Raw genomic sequence first — 19,430 nt, 5'->3', positions numbered from 1 at the left:
AAAGGGACCGTCCCAAATGGCATCAACCGGCGGGATAGTCCCCAAAATTGCAAAGCCGCCTCCAACACCACTATATAAGTGGGGATGGAAGCGGCTTTTACATGCAGATTCATAGCAGAGTGGGGGCTCAAAATCCAAAAATGACTTTGGGAAAGCCCCCTCTTGATGCCATTGGAACGGCAGCCTCTTGCCTTAATTATCTTTCAAACGAATCGATAGCTGCGGGCCATAGTCGCTCCAATTTCCGGCCGCATCCACCGCTTTGACGGCAAACGTATACGGTCTGCCTGGCGCCAGATTCGTTAAATCGTATTTCAGAGCATTGCCCGCGTTCGCAATTTCGGTAAAATGATTGCCGCTCAGCACGTAGATTTTATATCCGGCAACGCCTACATTGTCGGAAGCTGCGGTCCAGGCAAGCGCAAGCTCCTTCTTGCCGACCTTGGAAGCGGTCAGGCTGCTGTTGCTTGGCCATACCGGAGCTACATTATCCGAACCAGGACCCGGATCCGAAACATGGTAAGCAAACGTTGCCACTTCGCTATCAATCATGCCTGCCTTTATCGCATACGCCTTGATCGTCATGTCCGTTGTAATCGTGATCGGGCTGTTGTATACCTGACTTTTGAGTGTCGGTGTCGATCCGTCTACGGTATAATAAATGGTTGCTCCCGGCGTAGCCGTGGATAAGGAAATCTGTGCGCCCGCCGCTACCGGTCCTGCGGCCGGACTTGCCTTCACGCCCGCGACCGCTTCCAGCTCGGTGCCGTCCAATCCCTGTGTCAGCACTTGCTGGATACCGAGCAATGCGAGGCTGTTCGACTCATTGCTTACCCAGTTGGAAATACCGGAAATCGTCCAATCATCGTTTAATTCATAAGAGTATCCGGCATTCGAGGTCGGATACCCGTTTAAGGTTTCACCTGCCGGGCGTGTGTTCGGCAAAAACATGCCGCTTGGCAAATCATTGACCGTATTGGCGACTACCGACCGCATTTCCTCTTCAAGGTCGGCCCATTGGTTCCCCATCAGCATATTGGCGATATGGTATGTGCCCAACAGGGAGCTTTGCCGCATTTCTTTGGTCGATTTGTCCACGTACCCTTCCGGCTTTCCTTCATAGCTCGGACCTAAATACATCTTGAAAAAGTACCCGCCGTTGACCTTGTCATGCACTGGAAGATCACGCAGCGCATTCAGCATTTTTGTGGAAATTTCGTAGAAATCGTGCTTGATTTGCGGATCGGTCGTAACCGCCCCCGCCCGAACAAGCGCATCGACCTCCTCGGATACCTCGCCTATTTTGGCTTGCATATCCCACACGATATTATCGCCATAGTTCGCGTCATGCAAGACATAGATGCGGGGGAACAGACCGAATTTCTCGACAAACGTTTGCTGATAGGCTTTCATCGTTTGATTGTAGCCTGCCGTAACCCATTCGGGTTTATTAAACCTTGTGCCGGCATCGACCAAGGCCGCGCCTACTTGAACCTGGCGGTCCACCCGGTAGGCGTCGTCGAGGAAGATAGTGCTGGTGCCGCAATCGCAGTTGGGCATATCCCGGTCGTGCTGTATGCCAAGCACCGGATCAATGGAGTTGTACTGCTCCTGCGCCCAATTCAGGATGGTGTTCATCCACATGTCTTTGTCGGCCGGATTGTCAGCATAGTTGTGCAATCGAAGCATGACGTAATAGATCCAGCCTTTGCTGGCCGTATTCGTACTCCAGTCCTTCCTCACCTTGGGCGCCAAACGGTTGATCATCTCGTCATATGCCGTGTCCCCGTTGTGCCGCCATTTGTACCAGTACAGATGCTGCAGGGCGCGAAAATCGTTTTGAATGTCGTGGCGCGTCGGTCTGCTGCGGTCGTCGCAAGAGCTGCTGCTGCATTGCACCTTGCTCAGGTCATCCCGCCGCCAGTTGATGAAAATTCCTCCGTTGACCGGATCCCAACCGTAGGAACTGATGCCGTTCAACGTTGTTTTCACTATCGCATCAAGCTCGGCGTCCGTTGCATGGTTTTTAGGCGTTTTATCAATCGGTATCGCCGGATATACGTATAAGATATACTCCGTTGTGATTGTCGTTTGGCTGCTCAAATCCGTGAAGCTAACCTTGATCGTCGTGTAACCGTCTCCGACCGCTTTCACCAACCCGGTTTTGGATACGGTAGCAACGGCCGTATTGCTGCTGCTGTACTGCGTTTGCGGCGAGTTGGTCACATCGAATTTTTTCTGGTTGCTGTATACGGCGGTTACGACAGTCTGCATCGATGCGCCGGCCGTTCCAAGCGTCGCAGGCGCTAACCCTTTTAATTGAACCCCTACTAACACCGGTCCTGCACCAGTGTCCGGCGGCTCCACATAAGCGCTTGCGGAATTTGTCGTAATTTTCAAGTTGCTTTTACCGTTAACAGGATCCGTATCATAAGCCGCTTCGCCTTGAGTGATCTTCAGCACAATATCGTAATACAGCTGATCTCCGACATCGAATGTTACATCCGCAGCCGGAGCGGCCGGGGCAACCTGGCATGCCGCTTTCCCGTCCGTGCTCTTGCAATTTTCGGAAACCAGATCGACAATCGGGGTATACACCGGGTTCGGCGTCCCGGCTCCGCTTAATTTAAATACCCGTAAATGTAGATCCCCGGTTATCCCGGCAGCTGTCTTCGCCTTCAGCGCCTGAGAGCCATGCCAAAGACCGTCCGTCGTAAACGTTTGACCGGCAAAGCTGCCCGGATAAATAAATCCATGTCCGGATGGCTGCGGAGGCGTATCGCCAGGCCTTACCAAGTTAGCCTCCGAACCGGCACCGTGCGAATCCAATTCCACCCAGCCGAGGGCAAGCGGCACGAGATTCGTCTGGGGAGAGCTTGTCGCGCTCCCGCTTGGCGCAGTCATAACAAGCTGATTGGCGGTCTTAAGTACGGCGTCGGCCGTATTTGTTACATAAAGCGCACGCGTCGAAGGCTTGTACACATCCGCCGCATGAGCGACCGGCTGTGACAGCGCCGGCAGCAAACCGGCCAGCAAGCATCCGATCAGAACGATCGGCAGCCATCGCGAGCAGCGACGGGTCAAATAATGAATCGCTTTCATAAATAACAGCTCCTCTCATGTTTTTGTTCATTTTTGTATCACTAACCTCTCTGCTATGCGGCGAGATAAGGCGAGCATAGCAGAGAAGTGCAGCAACCATTCGTTCGCGGACCGGCTTATTTTTTACCCGCTTTGGCGTACTCCGCGTTGTACTCCTCAATGACTTTGCTGCCGCCTTCCTTCAACCATTGTTCCACTACTTTGTTGAATCCGGCTTCGTCCAGCTGCCCCATAATAAACTTGACGCGGGCGTCGTCGATCAGCTTGGTCAGCTGCTTCCCTTGCGAATTCATCGTATCCGAGTTGTACGGATCGATGGGCCGCGAAACGGCATATTTCACGTCATCGCTCTGCAATTGTTTGTATTTTTTGATGATAGCCGACTCTTCGCCCTTTGTTGCCAGCTCGCCGCGGTCAAAGCGGAGCTGGTTGTAGGGCGCCCATATTTCGTCGTTCCACACTTTATCGTCCAAACGGACAGGCTTGCCGTTGTCCAACTTGTAATGCTTGCCTTCAATTCCCCAAGCCAGCAAGTTTTGAACGGCCGGATCGGCAAATTTATCGAGACGCGCTAATACTTGCTTTAAATCGGCTTCCGTTTTGATGCTCGTTTTCGGGAATAAATACATCCCGTTATAACCGGAACCGGCCTGAATTCTTTTCCCGTTCTTTCCTTCGATCGGACCGATCACATCCAGCACGGCGCTCGGGTTCGATTTCTGCAGCTCGGTAAAACGGGAGCTTACGTCGTCCAATACATTAAAGTAGACGCCGGCTTTGCCTTTATTAATCAGAGTGGTGCTGTCGCTGAGCACCGCGAAATCCTGATTGAACCATTTATCCTGATACATTTGGCGATATAATTTCATAACCTCCATATAGGTTGGAGTCATGAAATCAGGCGTAAATTTGCCATCCTTTACCTCCCACTCGTTCGAGCCCCCGTAATACATCATAAAATGCTTGAACCCTGTCGGCACAGGCCCCTTTGAGGCGAAAGCGTACGTATCGTTTTTGCCGTTTTTATCGGGATCGTTTTCCGTAAACGCTTTGAGCACCTTCAGCAGATCATCCAGCGTCTGCGGCTCCTTTAAACCTACATTATCCAGCCAATCTTTACGGAAGACGATACCGTCGCGCGTCAGCTCGCGCAGCTTCGGAATGGCGTACAGCTTGCCGTCGATCGATGTGTTCTGCAGGCTTAATTCCGGCATTTTGCTTAAATTGGGATACTGCTTTAACAACGGGCCGATTTCCCAGAACATGCCGGAGCGGATCGCATTCACGACGACAGGGGATTTATCAACGACAAAGAATACTTGCGGCAGCTCGTTTCCTGCGATCATCGCCGTCATTTTGTCGGCAATCGCAGGATTCGGAATCCATGTAATTTCCATCTTGGTATTGGTCAGCTCTTCAAACTTTTTCATAAATTCGCTGTCGCTCTTCGGCGCTTCGGTAGTAAAATATACGTTTGACATGGTCATTTTCAGCGGGGTGCCCGGTTGTGCCCCTGCCGGGGCTCCATCCGGCGCTTGCTGCGCATTGCCGGTCGCCGCTGTCTCCTGCTTGCCGCTGCAGCCAACCGCAACCGCAGCCAGCAAACTTAACGCAGCCATCGTCGCAGCCATTTTTCTCTTTGTATTCATGGGTAACTGCCTCCTACTTGTTATTTAATGATTTTATGTATCGAAGCTCACCCTTTGACAGAGCCGAGCATGACACCTTTGGCAAAATGCTTTTGCAAAAAAGGGTAAACCAGCAAAATCGGTACGGTTGAAACGACAATAACAGCCATTTTGATCGTTTCCGCAGGCGGCGCGACATATTCCGGGCTAAAGTCCTGCGAATCGCCGATGCCTCCCTGCGCCAGGATGACGATTTGCCGCAGAAGCACCTGGATCGGCCATTTGCTGGAATTGTTAATGTATAAAATGGCGCTCATAAACGTATTCCAGTGACCGACCGCATAAAAGAGCGAAAATGTCGCCAGCGCGGGCGTGGACAAAGGCAGCACAATCCGAACTAATATTTGGAGCTCGTTGCAGCCGTCAATTTGTGCCGATTCCTCCAAGCCTTCGGGAAGCTGCTGGAAAAAATTTTTGATCACGATGAGATTGAACGAATTGATAGCGCTTGGAATAATGACCGCCCAGTAGCTGTTCAGTAGCCCCAATGCTTTGACGACCAGAAAAGACGGGATCATGCCGCCGCTGAACAGCATGGAGAAAATAATCATCAGCATGATCGTATTGCGGCCTTTCAGCCCTTTTTTGGCCAAAGGATAAGCCATCAGCACCGTAAACACCAAATTAAACAATGTGCCCATGACGGTTATAAAAATCGTCACCAGCAAGCTGCGGATGAGCGTGTTCGTAGAGAAAATGTACCGGTACGACTCCAGTGAGAATTTCGTAGGGAACAGAATGAAGCCCTTTTCCAGCAGCTCTTGTGCGGTGGAGAATGAACCGGCTATCGTATATACGAACGGAATGGCGGCAGCGAGCGCAAACAACAGCAGCAGCGTATAATTGATGCAATCAAACAGGATGCTTCCAATCGTTCTGTCCTTTACCATAGGTGTTCTTCCTTTCGCATTAGTCGCATTAATATAGTCCTTCCTCGCCGAGTTTCTTGGCCAATTTGTTAGTCGCGAGCACGAGAATGAGACCGACGACGGATTTGAACAAACCGACAGCCGTTGTAAAGCTGAACTGTCCCTGGGTAATACCGACCGTGTACACGTACGTGTCGAATACTTCGCCCACCTGGCGGTTCATGGCGTTCAACATGAGCCAAATATGCTCAAACCCGGTATCGAGAAAATGACCGACCCGCAAAATAAGCAAAATAATGATCGTACTGCGGATAGCCGGCAAAGTGATATGCCAGATTTGACGCAGCCGTCCGGCTCCGTCCATGCGGGCAGCTTCGTACAATTGCGGATCTACGCCCGCCAGCGCCGCCAAAAAAATAATCGTTCCCCAACCGGTTTCCTTCCACAGCGTTTGTGAAATAATCATCGAACGGAACAAATCGGCGCTTAGTAAAAACGGAATTTTTTGCCCGCCATACGCAGCGATCAATTCATTGATAAGGCCACCTTCCGTCGTTAAAAAAATATAGGACAGGCCGACGACGACGACCCAGGAGACAAAATGCGGCACATATACCATGGTCTGCACAAAACGTTTGAACGTCTCCTTGGCTATTTCATTTAACATAAGCGCAACAATAATCGGCATCGGAAAGAAGAAAGCGATATTATAAAAGGCCATAATTAACGTGTTGCGCAGCAGCATCCAAAAGTCGGGCATCGTAAAAAAGCGTTCGAAATGTTGAAATCCGACCCATTTGCTTCCGAAAAAACCGAGAAAGGGCTGGTAATTTTGAAAAGCGATCAACACTCCCCAAATGGGAATGTATTTGAAGATGATATAGTATAAGATCCCCGGGAACAGCATGATGTACAGCCAGCGATGCTTGATAGCGTAAGCGATAAGCTGCGACGGGCGCGATTTCGTCAGCATGGTTGCCTCCTTTAAGTTTTTTTGAATGTTACCGATTCAGATTCAGATTCTCGTCGGAAAGCCGATTGATCTCGTGAAGTACGTCCATTGCAACGCCGCGGGTAATTATGGCGTCGATGTAGTCGTGCGCCAGCTTTTGCTTGAGCTGTCCATTCCATTTCCGTGCATGTATAAACGCCAGAATGCGGCAGCAATCGTTAAAATGCCCGATAATGAAATTGTAATCGTCGGCTACGGTCAAGCCGCGGTCTTTCTTCAGCTGCACGACCATCGCATCGACTAATGCGGCAAATGCGGGGGTTCCTACGTTTATATGCAAATTCCGCTGCCATATCCATTTGGACATCTTTTCTGCGTACGACGCTTCATCCGCTCCCCTGAAATCGATATCTTCAACCGAATCTTCCAGGTGATCGGCTTGCTGCGACGATTCCGCGCCTGCCGATTCCGAACTGGCTTTGATTGTCAGTAAACCGCCTGTCACCGGCGGCTCCGCGATCCCCTCGACCGTGTCCTGCGCGGGCGCAACAGCTTCGATTTCGATAGTCGCCGACTGCAGACCCGGCGAGGAAACGATAAAGCGGATGGTACCCGCTGTTTCGGTAGAACGGACCGGTACGGAAACCGGCGCGTCGATATACATGGTTCCTTCCATCTCGTTGCATTTATGGGTATCGGATATGTAGCAGTCCGGTCCGACCAGCTTGGCGGGGCCATCGAGCTTAAAGTGCAAATCGTTGGTCGCGCCGTACACATGTACCCCATGCTCGTCAACGATATCGACGGTCATAAGGACGATGCCCGACCGGTCCGCCGGAATTCGCATATGGGAGGCGGATACGGCCAGCTTGGCGGGAGCCCCGGCCATGACGACCTCATTCCTCACGCTCTCGCCGTTTCGCGTACCGATCGCGGCAACCGTTCCCTCTTCGACCGGTACATCGGTAAATACAACCGTAAAGTCATTGCTTTCCGCCGGATGGAGGCTGCCGATTGCCCGGCCGTTCACATACAAGGCGACTTCATCGCAGTTGCTGTTGACCGTGATGTTCCGCCGCTGTCCCAAATAGCGGGAGGTCCAATCGTAAGGATGAATGAACGCCATCGTCTTCCGGGACCAATTGGCCTGCCACAAGTAGTACAAATATTTCGGCATCCGGTAGCCGTCCACCCACCCCTTCGGGTTGATATGATTCAGCGGGCTGTTTAAATATTCCCGGTCGCAGCCGTGATCGGCATAGAGCCATTTGCCGCCGTTGATCGCGAGCAGCCGCTCCCCGTTCCTCGTGAGCGATTGGTCGTGCTGCCATTCCTCGTGCCCGGTATGCTGGTGATTCGCCGGCTCCAACGGCTTCACATCGGCGTTGTACCAGCCGCGAACCGTGCAGCGCAGCATATGCTCCATCAGCATCTGTCGGTGGGTATGCGGCAAATCTTCTCCCATGCCGGCGCAATGGCGGCAATGAAGGATGCGGGTGTCGTCCTCCGCATAGGCCCACCGCGGATCGGCGGCATGGTTGGTTTCGTTGCCCATGCTCCACATAATAATGCTTGGATGATTGCGGTCCCGGCGGATCATTTCACGGACGTGCTGCTCCTGTATATCCGCGCCGAACGCAATATTTTTAATATTGGGAACTTCCTCGCAGATCAATATACCGTATTGGTCGCACAGATCGTAAACATAAGGATCCTGATTGTAATGGCATGTCCGCATAAAGTTGAAGCCGAGGTTAAAGCGGATGTCGCGCAAATCTCTGCCATGCATCCATTTCGGCAGCGCATCTCCCAGCCATGGGTATTCCTGATGTCGGTTCGAACCGTGGATAGGGGTACGTTTCCCGTTCAAATACAACTGATTTTCGGAATAGTTCCATTCGAACCAACGGAAGCCGAATGTGCTGGCAAATTGGTCGGTCGAGCGGCCACCCAGCTCCAAATCGGAAGTGACTTTGTACAGCGCCGGCGTTTCGGGGCTCCACAGCTGCGGACGATCGATGCGGCCGCTCGTCTGATCGAACTCCGCCAGCTCGCCGGCGGCCAGCCGTCGTTCCGACATCATGCCGGTAACAAGCGTGCCGTCGGGCCCCCATATCCGCGTATTCAATCGGCAGTCTACTTCCGTTTCATATTCATTCTTGACAAAGGTACGCACCCGCACGTTCCCTCCGGCCGCCGACAGATCGGGTGTCGTAATGAACGTGCCGCCCTCATGCAAGGCTGAGCCTTGGAACGGTATGTGCAGCTTGTCTTTAATGACGATCCGCACATCGCGGTAAATGCCGCCGTACATGTTCCAATTGCCTGCCGTCATCGGCGGTATGCCTCCGAAAAGGTCATTGCGCCGATTGGACACCTCGACGGCCAGTATGTTTTCCCGATCGAATTGTACGGCGTCCGTCACATCGCAATAAAATGAAGTGAATCCGCCTTTATGCTCGCCGGCAAATTGTCCGTTCAACCAAACTTTCGAATACTTTTGCACGCCGTCAAACTCGATGAAAATCTTTTTCGAACGGTAGCGGGCATCGAGCGTAAACTTCTTCCTGTACCAGCCCCAGCCGTACCACCAGAAGGAACCGTCTTTTTCCGAAGGGTTTCGGATAAACGGGTGCAGCTCTCCCGTCGTTTCATAAGTGCTCCATGTGTGCGGAACGGCGATGGCGGGCCATGCCCGGTCATCGAAATCGGCCGCGATCGGCGATAAATCTTCTTCTTCCGAAGGATAGTAATTAAACTTCCAATCACGATTGATCGTTTTTTGTATCCTGTTCGCATGTTTCTCACGCATAGCTATCCCCGCTCCCCTTATATGCTCTATCATTCACTATGAACATACCGGAGGGGAGCCGTTACAGCCATAATCATTTTAAGATATTCGCCTATTAAGGCTGGAAAGAGCCCATAATCATTATCAAACATCCATAATCATCTGCTTAGAACAAAAATCATCCGCCGTTTCAGCCGATGATGCCGCTGATACGACGAATGATTATGCCGGAATCCATTTTCCGCTTCCATTTTGCCCGTTTTCCTGCAGGAGGCGCTTTTTGCTCACTTGCCGCGTTTTTTTACATACGCCGTCTCATACTCCTCGATTACTTGCGTGCCTCCATTTTTCTTCCACTGCTCCACGGCATCCTTCCAGCCCGCTTCATCGATATCGCCGATAATAAACCGGGTGCGGGCATCGTTGACAATCGTGTTCAGCACGTTTTCCTTTTCCGTATAGGTCGGGGAATAGAGCGCTATGGCAGGGTTAGGCACCGCAATTTTAACATTAGCCTTCTTTTGCTCGATCAGCTTTTTTTCCAAAGCGCTTACGTCGCCTATCGTAGCATCCAAAGTGCTCAGCTTGATTTGATGCATATCGTTATTGGCCAGATAAGCTTTCGTATCGGTCCGTATGTACATGCCGTTTTCGACCTTGTAGTGCTTCCCTTCAATTCCCCACTGGAACAAATCCTGCATGGCAGGGTCAAGAAGCTTATCGAAAAATGCGAGAATCTCCCTCAGCTGCGCTTCCGTTTTCACGCTCGCTTTGGGAAACATGAAGACGCCGTTATAACCGCTTGCCGCAGGCAGCCTTTCCCCCTTCGGCCCCGCGATTCTGCTGATCGGCTCCATCAAGGCGTCGGGATGATGTTTTTTAGCCTCGCCTTCAAATACCGTCGCCGCTTTGGATTCAAGGAAAACACCCGTTTTCCCCTTATACACCAATTCCCTCGCTTTGCTCGTTATCGCAAAATCTTGATTCATCAAGTTTTCAGCATACAGCCTTTTGAAAAATTTTAAAGCGTCCAGGTACGCCCCGGTCATGATATCTGGAATAAATTTGCCGTCGGCATTCACTTCCCAACCGTTCGGGCCGCCGAAATAGCTGACGATCAGATCAAAGCCTCCGGGTGTCGCCGGTTTAATATCCAGCTTGTTCAACGCCAGCCCGACGGTATCGTTCTTCCCGTTGGCATCCGGGTCGTTCCGCGTGAATGCTTTCATGACTTGATACAAGTCTTCCATTGTTCTGGGTTCCTTCAAATTCAAACGATCCAGCCAATCCTTTCTCACAATAAATCCGCCGGTAGCCAAATCTCTTGCCCGATATAGCCCGTAAATTTTACCTTCTACCGAAATGTTATTCAAAATACCGGGATCGAGGCCGCTCAAATTTTTATAATCTTTCAAAAACGGGCCGATTTCCCAAAAAAATCCGGAACGAACGGACTCGATAATAAATTGTGTCCTGTCGTTTTGAATGATCAATGCCTGCGGAACGTCTCCCGATGCGATAGATGCCGCTACTTTATCGTCATATGCGCTTTTGGGAATCCAAGAGATGCTTAATTTGGCGCCCGTATAATTTTGTATGGCCTGTACGATTTCGTTATTGGACTTAAGAGCTTCCGCTTCAAAATTGGGAGCGAACATCCGGATTGCAAAAGGTTTATGGCCGTTTTCATCATTCGGCGCGACAGCCAGCTTGTTAGAGTCTGCGGCATCGCCGCATCCGGCAACGAACATACAAATCAATGCCAACATGCAAATCCAAATGCGGTTTACCGGGGAAAACAACGAAAATTCCTCCTGCCCTATTTGTTTTGCTCCCGAAATTGGCCCGGCGTGATACCTACCATTTTGCGGAAGTACCGAATAAAATTTTGCGGGTTGTTGTACCTAAGCTTATCGGCTATTTCGGATATTTTTAAATCTGAATCGATCAGCCATTTCTGGGCAATTTTCAACCGGTACTGCAATAAATAATCGCTAAATTTGCTGCCCGTTTCTTTGAGGAATACTTTGCCCACATAATTGGGATGCAGGTTCAGCCTCGACGCGCATAAATCCAGGGTCAAGTCCAGATCGTACTCATCGTGAATCATATGAACGATCTGATCCGAGATCGTATGATAAGGCAGCTCCCTCTGCATTTGCAAAGCTGCCATGATCGGCGGGATCAATGTATTTGCAAACCATTTTTCAATATCTTGAATCGTATGCAGGCTGAACAATTGGTCAAACAGCGAGGTCTCCGACCCGATTAACGACTGCAGTGATTCTCCCCCTTTTTCGGCCAGTCGAATGAGTTCCATGAGCAGCCGGACCAGATGAACCTGGTAGTCCTGATTGCTCGCTTCCGGTTTGAAAACCTCGACGATAAACCGATGCAAAAGCTCCTCGGCCTTTTCCTGCTCATTGCCCTTGATACTGTCGATCAACTCATTCTCTATTCGTTCGGGAATTAGATACCTTACCGTTTGGACAGGCGTCAAATCGTCGAAGCAGAGAATAATCCCGCGTCCGAATTGAATCCGGTATTTCAAAGCTTCGATGCCTTCCTGATAAGCTTTGGGCGTGTGGACGAAATCGTGAAAAGGCCGGCTGATTCCGATGCTTACCGTAAGCTCCAGGTAGTGTTCCACCGCCTTCTGAATGTCTTCGACCAATGTGTAAATATCCGTTTTAAACTGCTCGAGGCTTTGCTGATTTCCTCCTACCAGCGTAACCTGCGATTGCTCGTAAAGAATAGGGCTTAGACGGTACTCCTGCGGAATATGGTCGCTGACAATATTATTGATCGCATACATCAACAGATCGCGGTCTTCCTCTTTATACCGGGGATTCATGATCGTATCCACTTGAAGATTCAGCACGCATAACCAGTCGAATGAGGAAGGGTAGCCGAAGGAAGCAAGCTTCTCGGCGATTTCCTTTGGTTTTAAAGCTCCCTGAAACAATTTGAGAACGAACAGCTCTTTCAAGGACTGCATTTGAACCGTAATTTGACTGGCCATCATCGACTTGGTTACTAACAATCGGCTTAAGCCTTCGTCAATCATTTGAATCTCGTCTTTTCCCGATTTGGGTATTTCCGTTTCCAGGCTCCCTGCCAAATTTTCGTAAATTCTTTTAATCGGAATATACATTTTCGTCGATCCGAATACGGAAAACAAAAAGGCCAATAAAGTGATGCCCAGACAAGTATACATCGTAATCCAGCCGATCGTTTTCGATTCCTTCGTAATATCCGATTCCTTCATGATCGACAAATAAATCCAACCGTTATATGCGGATTTGCGGAACGTAATCCCGACTTTTCCAACCGATTCCAGGTAAGTGTCCAGGTAACCGCTTTCACGACTCATTTGCTTTAACTGCCCGACGATCGTTTCGGTTAAAAGGTTTTGGGCGAACTTGCCGTCATCTCTTTCATAATCAAGCAGACGATAGTCCTGATCCAATATCATCATTTGCCCGAGATTGCTGCTGCCGGTAACCAGCTCTTTAATTTTGTATCCGGATATTTCGGCAATCACAAGCCCGGTCGGATTCAATGTATTGATTGGAAGCTTTTTCACAAAGTTTATCGTATATTCATGGTCCTCCTTGTCCGGATTGCCGTCCGTTGGGAAAGTCGTTTCCTTGACCCAGAAGGAAGGCCGCGGTTCATTCGCATAGTCTACATAATGAGCGGTCCTCTCTACTTCGTTGAAGCGGAACATCCCGCTGTTATTCATTCCCCATTCCTTATTCAAATTAATTAAATACATATCGTAAAGTCCCAAATTGGAAGCTTGAAGCAGATGCAGTCTTTGCGAAAGCTCCCCGGCAATAATAAAATCCTCGGACGTTAAATTTTTTTGCAGCGAATTACCGATGATCGGAGAATTAGCGAATTGGGTGATCGTCGTGTCCACCGTTTTCAGAATTTGCTCCACCCGCATCTCCGTTTGCGTCAATATTTGCTTGTTTCCCTCATTCACTTTCTCCTGTATCTTATCCGACGCTTTCAAATAGGAAAAATACCCGCTGATGAGTACAGGGACGCTGCATAAAATCGAACTGAACAGAATGAGTCTCCGCAAATACTTCGATGAAGAGTATTTCATCATGCTCCCCCTGGCTACTTTTGTAAATATAATACCATAGTCGCTGCCCGGAGGCACTCCTGATGCTGAAAACAATGCTGGATTAATGAGCAAACCATGTGGTATAGTAGTTCCATTAAACAGGAGATGATCTGATGAATTCACAAATTTCTTTTCAAAATGTAAGCCGCCGGAAGCTGGTCGATGAGGTCGTGCTGCAGCTGCAAAAGAAAATATCGAGCGGCGACATTCCGCCAGGCCACAAAATTCCTACGGAGCCGGAGCTGATGGAGCAGTTCGGCGTAGGCCGGTCGACGATCCGCGAAGCGGTCCGGGTGCTTGTACATGCAGGCTTGTTGGAAAAAAAGCAAGGCTTCGGCACGTTTTTAAGCACGAATCCGATTATTCAGGAGCCGCTGGATCACCGGCTGCGCCGCGCCGAAATATTGGATGTATTCGAGGTCAGGCGGATGCTGGAGCTGGAAATCGCCAAGCTCGCGGCCGAGCGGCGCGATGAAGACGATCTCGCCCAAATGCGGGAGCTGTTGGACAATCGCGCAGCGGCTTTGAATAGCAAGCGCATTAACGATTATTTGAATTCGGATGTCAAGTTTCACATATCCGTCGCGGCGGCCAGCAAAAATGCGGTCGTCATCGACCTGTACCGGACATTTTCGACGGTGCTTCGCGAAGCGCTCGGCTCTTTGTTTCTGGAGAGGCCCATGCATGACCCGCATGTGCAGTTCCACGAAAATTTGTACGATGCGATTAAAAAGCAGGATGCGGCGGCGGCGATTCATTGGACGATGCTCAATTTGGACGAAACCGTTGCCGGGCTGAAGCAATCGCTGGCGAATCTGGACGGCTCCGAGCAGTAGGTCGAGCAGCGACAATCGATAAAGGTTCGGCCGCCCCTCCGGCAGCGGTCCGATTAAAATCGGCTGCTTAGTCGTCGTTTTAAACATCAGATGATAGGATGTTGATAAGCATGAATGAATCTATTTTCATTTATTCATTTTTTACATATTACAATGAGGTGATCGCATGAGTGTTTCAGCCAGTACAAGTCCGAGTCCAAGTGCAAGCAGCAGTCCCAATGCCAGCATGAGCAGTCCGCAGACGACCGTCTTTTCCATTATATTCGCCATCAGTCTCGTTCATTTGCTGAACGATTCGATCCAATCGATTATTCCGGCAATGTTTCCGATTTTGCACGAATCGCTGAATCTGACCTACGCCCAGATCGGTTGGATCGCGTTCACGCTGAACATTACAGCCTCGTTCCTGCAGCCTCTGATCGGCTTGTATACCGATGCGCGGCCCAAGCCTTACATCCTTCCGCTCGGCGTCGCCTTCTCGCTTGCCGGTGTCGTGCTGCTCGCTTATTCGGGGACGTTTGCCCTGGTGCTGTTTTCCGTCATGCTGCTCGGGATCGGCTCGTCCGTGCTTCATCCGGAGGCGTCGCGAGTCGCCTATTTGGCCGCAGGAGCGCGCAGAGGTCTCGCCCAGTCGATTTTTCAGGTCGGAGGGAATATCGGACAGGCGCTGGCGCCTATTTTTACCGCCCTTATTTTCGTTCCGTTAGGCCAGCACGGGATCATCTGGTTCACGATTGCCGCGGCCGTAGCCATCGTCGTGCAAATCTATGTAGCCAAGTGGTACAAAAGCCATTTGTCGCTGCGCAAAAAAGCCGCTCAGACGGTCAAACGAACCGTAAGCCAGCTGCCCAAGAGCACACTGTGGCTCGCGCTGTGCGTGCTCGTTGCGCTGCTGTTTTCGAAGTTTTTTTATTTGTCGGCGATGACCGGCTTTTATTCCTTCTTTTTGATTGAACACTTCCATATGCCGGTCGACCGGGCGCAAATGATTATTTTCTCGCTGCTGGCCGCAGGCGTTGTCGGCACGTTCTTCGGAGGTCCGCTCGCCGATAAATTCGGCAGACGCAATATGATCTGGTTTTCGATTCTCGGCGCGGCGCCGTTTGCGATCCTGCTGCCTTATGCCAACATGTTTTGGTCCGTTGTGCTGTGCGTATTTATCGGCCTGATCATTTTATCCAGCTCCTCCGTAATCGTCGTTTACGCGCAGGAGCTTGTGCCCGGCAAGGTAGGGACGGTTTCGGGGTTGTTTTTCGGTCTGTCGTTCGGACTTGGCGGCGTCGGCTCGGCCGCGCTCGGCACGCTTGCGGATGCAACCAGCATTACGTTTGTCATTCAACTATGCGCTTATTTGCCGCTGCTCGGATTGCTCGCTGCGCTTCTGCCGTCGGATCGCAAGCTGAAGCTCGCACCGGATCAGATGCAAGCAACGGAAACGGCTTCGGCCGATGCCGCCGCGTCCGACAAATCTAACGGCAATTCCTTGAACAGCTAATCAGGAGGCTTGACTGCAATGAAGGTAATCGATATGAACAATGTATCGTGGAAAAGAGAGCATACAACGCTGCTTAGCCATGTCAGCTGGCAGGTCGAAAAAGGCGAGCACTGGGCGATTCTTGGTCTCAACGGCTCAGGCAAGACGACGCTGCTCAATATAATCAACGGCTATATTTGGCCAACCGAGGGCGAGGTCAGCGTGCTGGGGCATAAGTTCGGCACGTTCGATTTAAGAGAGCTGCGCAAATCGATCGGTTGGGTCAGCAGCTCGCTTCAGGAGAAGCTGTACGGCAGCGACCGGACGCAAAAGGTTGTGCTGAGCGGCAAGTTCGCCACCATCGGCTTGTACGACGTGCCCGAGCCGGGCGATCTCGAGCGGGCGCTGCGGCTGATGCATCAGCTCGGCTGCAGCCATCTGATCGACCGCACCTACCAAACCTGCTCGCAGGGAGAGAAGCAGAAGCTGCTGATCGCCCGGGCGCTGATGGCATCGCCGCAGCTGCTCATATTGGACGAGCCGTGCAACGGGCTCGATTTCCTGTCCAAGGAAACGCTGCTCGCAAGCATCAACGAGCTGGCCGGGCAGCCCGATGCGCCGAACATTTTGTATGTCACCCATCATACCGAAGAAATATTGCCGATCTTCTCGCATTCGCTGCTCATCCGGCGCGGCGAAGCGTTCCGCAGCGGCAGGACGGAACATATTATGGAAAGCGCCTGCCTGTCGGAGTTTTTCGAGACGCCGGTCGATGTGCAGTGGCGCCATGAGCGGGCCTGGCTGTCGGTCAAGTAGCCAGCAAGCTTTTTATGTGGCGAATGGCTTGCAGCGCGGATTGATCCAGCCGTTCCGCCATTCCCTGCTCCTGCCGCCGCCCGGCGACGGCATAAGGATTCGAGGCGGACGGCATAAATTCCATCGTCAGTGCGCCGGCGTATCCGATCTCGCGCAGCTCAAGGCGGCTATCCCCATTATATACCACATATTTGTACGGCAGGGACATTTGGGAAAAACGCCTTGCGGCGTTTTTGGTCTAGGATTTACGTTTGAGCGTGGGGAGGATGGATGTGGGGTTACAGCCGTTGTTGAAGTCGTGTTCCTTCGATTAGGGCAGGGGAACACGACTTCAAAGACGGCCCGTAAACTTTCCACCCCACATCCATGCCCTTTTCTGTTCTACTTTTGTGCCTTCTGCTACCTCTTTTTTTACTAACCGGTTCTCGATCCGGTATAACGGCAAGCTTTAGGGAACAAGAGATGTCGGTTCAAACACAACCTTAACCACATTAACAAACGCTTCTATCGCAGGCGACAACCATTTATCCTTATGCCGCAGCATCTGGGTAACGACATGAAGATCAGGCATTCTCCAGGGTAGAGAGACAAGCTCGCCCCGCATCAGCTCTGCTTTTACAGCCATGTCCGGCAGGAAAGCAATGCCCATTCCCGTCATAGCACAGTGTTTAATCGCTTCTGCACTGGAAAACTCCAAGCTTGTCATTCCATCGATCCCCCGTCTCTCAATGGATCGATCGAATAAAGTTCGATATGTGCAGCCTTTCTCCGTTAGCAAAAACACTTCTTCTTGCAAATCCTGGACTTGAAGTCTTGTTCGATCCGCAAGCGGATGGTGCGGTGCGACAAGAAGATGAAATAATTCATCCTTTAAAGCTGTTGAAATAAGTCTCGGCGCCCTTACCTGTTCATCCAAAATAAAGATAAGATCCGTAAGTCCTTCATACAGGCTATTTATCAAACGTTCATTGGGGAGGGGACGAAAGTTGAATCGAACACCGGGGTATTGAGTGCGAAAAGCATGAAATAGTGCAGGCAACCGATATGCGCAAAGAATCTCGCTTCCGCTGATCGTAATGGTCCCCGTGATTTCCTCATTTTTTTGTACTGCCAGCCGGGCTTCGTCCAGGTCGCTCATAATCTTTTCAGTATGCCACAAGAATTTCTTGCCTGCTTCTGTCAACGCAATTTGTTTGCCTAATCGATCAATCAGAGGAACGCCCAGTTCCTCTTCCAATGCTTGAATTTGCATGGTCACATTGGAGGGCACATAATTGAGCGCTTCTGCAGCTCTAGTGAAATTCAAAGTCGAGGCAACGGTGCGAAACGTGATAAGGTGACGTATTTCCATTATTGAGTACTCCCTTTTTTTCAAAATCATTGAATGATAAAATCAAAATCATTCAATTTAATTAAATCCCTCCTTATATTATACTAATCAGTGCAAGAGTTATCTCAAGTAAAAATATAAAGGCGCGGACGGAATGACCGCTTACGTAAGGGAGATAAGCTATGACAAAGACATTCGTAATTACAGGTGGCACTGATGGTATCGGCGCAGCCGTTGCCCGCGCGCTATTTTCGAGGGGAGATCATGCCGTAGTGATCGGAACGGATCCGAAGAAAGGCGATCGGCTCATCCGAGAGGCGGCCAGTGCGCCAGGAAGCGCAGCCTTCGTCCAGGCAGACCTCAGTCTGATGTCGGGCACGAAGCGTACCATCAGTGATGTGATCGAGGCCTACCCCAAAATTGATGGCCTTGTCATGTGCGCGCGTTACTTCCGGACGTATCGCTCGGTGACCTCCGAAGGATTCGAACACAACTTTGCGCTTTTCTACCTGAGCCGCGTTCTGTTTAGCTACGGGTTGCTCGGCGCTCTCGAGAAAGCGGATAGCCCGGTCATCGTCAACGTAGCCGGCCCGGGCCACGAAACACCGATAGACTGGGAAGATCTGCAGAGTGCCAAGCAATACGATGGTATACAAGCAATGTTCGTGACCGGACGGTTCAATGATCTGCTCGGGGTTACCTTCGCCGAGCGACATGGCGAGGGCCCGGTCAGGTATGTGCTGTTTCACCCGGGAACGACATCGACGAGCTTCGCCGGTGAGTTCGATGCTCCGACGGCGGCATATATCGAACAGCAGAAAGCGCTGGCGAAGCCTGCAACCGATGTCGTACCTCCGATCGTCCGGCTGCTTGACGATCCACCCAAGGAACCGCTCAGCGCGTTCAATATGTACACTGAACTGAGTATTCGAAGCAGTCTGTTCTCACCCAGGTCGGCGGCCCGCCTCGCGGACATTACGGCAGAGCTGCTGGAACCCGATGCGAAATAACAGGTTATCACGGGTGCGGTAAATTTGGTCGGCCAGTACGGCTTTGGGATAAAAACCAAGCCGTGCACGATACGTTTCTACAGAGGCTTGAAGGGTTACGCTCTCATTGTAGCTGTCCGCCTCAAATCGGATAGGAGGCTACCCATTAGTTGAGTAGCCGACCTTCCACACCACCGTGCATACCGTTCGGTACACGGCGGTTCAACCGCTTGAGTGCAACTGACGTAGACGCTCGTATTGGGCAGGGAAGTCATAGTACCCTGCCTGTGCGAGCTTTTCGTTTGTAACAGAGCGATTCAATACTGCGCTTCCGGCTATTCGCCAGTAACCTAGCCTTGTGTTCCCCCATTGGTAGGCCTGCCACTCCGGCACTCCCAGCTTTCGCAGGTTTTGCACCTTCGTCCCCGGCTTCTTCCACTGTTTC

General features: G+C 51.1%; 13 protein-coding genes. 4 read left to right on the top strand and 9 right to left on the bottom strand.

What is annotated here, in order from left to right:
* Positions 1–192 precede the first annotated feature (192 nt).
* The 7 genes from E1757_RS24335 to E1757_RS24305 all read right to left on the bottom strand — a co-directional run bounded on the left by E1757_RS24335 (position 193) and on the right by E1757_RS24305 (position 13,522).
* Positions 193–3,102: a chitobiase/beta-hexosaminidase C-terminal domain-containing protein gene (locus E1757_RS24335; RefSeq protein WP_133233078.1), complete on the bottom strand. Its 2,910-nt coding sequence runs from the start codon at positions 3,100–3,102 to the stop codon at positions 193–195.
* A 116-nt stretch (positions 3,103–3,218) separates the two neighbouring features.
* Positions 3,219–4,751: an extracellular solute-binding protein gene (locus tag E1757_RS24330; protein ID WP_133233076.1), complete on the bottom strand. Its 1,533-nt coding sequence runs from the start codon at positions 4,749–4,751 to the stop codon at positions 3,219–3,221.
* Positions 4,752–4,798: 47 nt separating this feature from the next.
* Positions 4,799–5,680 carry a carbohydrate ABC transporter permease gene (locus E1757_RS24325; protein ID WP_133233074.1) on the bottom strand — a complete coding sequence of 294 codons (882 nt, stop codon included), beginning with the start codon at positions 5,678–5,680 and terminating at the stop codon, positions 4,799–4,801.
* A gap of 28 nt (positions 5,681–5,708) precedes the next feature.
* Complete coding sequence (locus E1757_RS24320; protein ID WP_133233072.1) at positions 5,709–6,632, bottom strand: ABC transporter permease; 924 nt, start codon at positions 6,630–6,632, stop codon at positions 5,709–5,711.
* Positions 6,633–6,660: 28 nt separating this feature from the next.
* Positions 6,661–9,423: a glycoside hydrolase family 2 protein gene (locus E1757_RS24315; RefSeq protein ID WP_165972264.1), complete on the bottom strand. Its 2,763-nt coding sequence runs from the start codon at positions 9,421–9,423 to the stop codon at positions 6,661–6,663.
* Between the two features lie 263 nt (positions 9,424–9,686).
* On the bottom strand, positions 9,687–11,204 hold the full coding sequence (locus E1757_RS24310) for an extracellular solute-binding protein (RefSeq protein ID WP_133233067.1): 1,518 nt from the start codon (positions 11,202–11,204) through the stop codon (positions 9,687–9,689).
* 17 nt (positions 11,205–11,221) lie between these two features.
* Positions 11,222–13,522, bottom strand: a complete 2,301-nt coding sequence (locus E1757_RS24305) for a helix-turn-helix domain-containing protein (protein WP_133233065.1) — start codon at positions 13,520–13,522, stop codon at positions 11,222–11,224.
* Between the two features lie 131 nt (positions 13,523–13,653).
* On the opposite strand from E1757_RS24305, the gene E1757_RS24300 reads away from it, so the two are divergent.
* From E1757_RS24300 to E1757_RS24290, 3 genes are all read left to right on the top strand, one after another.
* Complete coding sequence (locus E1757_RS24300) at positions 13,654–14,376, top strand: FadR/GntR family transcriptional regulator (protein ID WP_133233062.1); 723 nt, start codon at positions 13,654–13,656, stop codon at positions 14,374–14,376.
* Positions 14,377–14,542: 166 nt separating this feature from the next.
* Entirely contained in the window at positions 14,543–15,871 is a 1,329-nt protein-coding gene (locus tag E1757_RS24295; RefSeq protein WP_133233060.1) for an MFS transporter, read from the top strand.
* An 18-nt stretch (positions 15,872–15,889) separates the two neighbouring features.
* The gene (locus E1757_RS24290) at positions 15,890–16,666 is read left to right on the top strand and encodes an ABC transporter ATP-binding protein (RefSeq protein ID WP_133233057.1); all 777 of its coding nucleotides are present in this window, start codon (positions 15,890–15,892) and stop codon (positions 16,664–16,666) included.
* Here the strand turns inward: E1757_RS24290 and E1757_RS24285 are convergent.
* Positions 16,659–16,874 carry a hypothetical protein gene (locus tag E1757_RS24285; RefSeq protein ID WP_133233054.1) on the bottom strand — a complete coding sequence of 72 codons (216 nt, stop codon included), beginning with the start codon at positions 16,872–16,874 and terminating at the stop codon, positions 16,659–16,661. The two genes, E1757_RS24290 and E1757_RS24285, sit on opposite strands and share 8 nt — an antisense overlap.
* A 240-nt stretch (positions 16,875–17,114) precedes the next feature.
* Positions 17,115–18,017, bottom strand: a complete 903-nt coding sequence (locus tag E1757_RS24280; RefSeq protein ID WP_133233051.1) for a LysR family transcriptional regulator — start codon at positions 18,015–18,017, stop codon at positions 17,115–17,117.
* 161 nt (positions 18,018–18,178) lie between these two features.
* Between E1757_RS24280 and E1757_RS24275 the strand changes: the two genes are divergently transcribed.
* Complete coding sequence (locus E1757_RS24275; protein WP_133233048.1) at positions 18,179–19,006, top strand: SDR family NAD(P)-dependent oxidoreductase; 828 nt, start codon at positions 18,179–18,181, stop codon at positions 19,004–19,006.
* Positions 19,007–19,430: the final 424 nt, after the last annotated feature.

The organism is Paenibacillus piri (assembly GCF_004354045.1).
GTDB lineage: Bacteria > Bacillota > Bacilli > Paenibacillales > NBRC-103111 > Paenibacillus_S > Paenibacillus_S piri.
The sequence above is the reverse complement of the archived record's forward strand: the minus strand, read 5'-3'. Positions and strand labels throughout refer to the sequence as shown.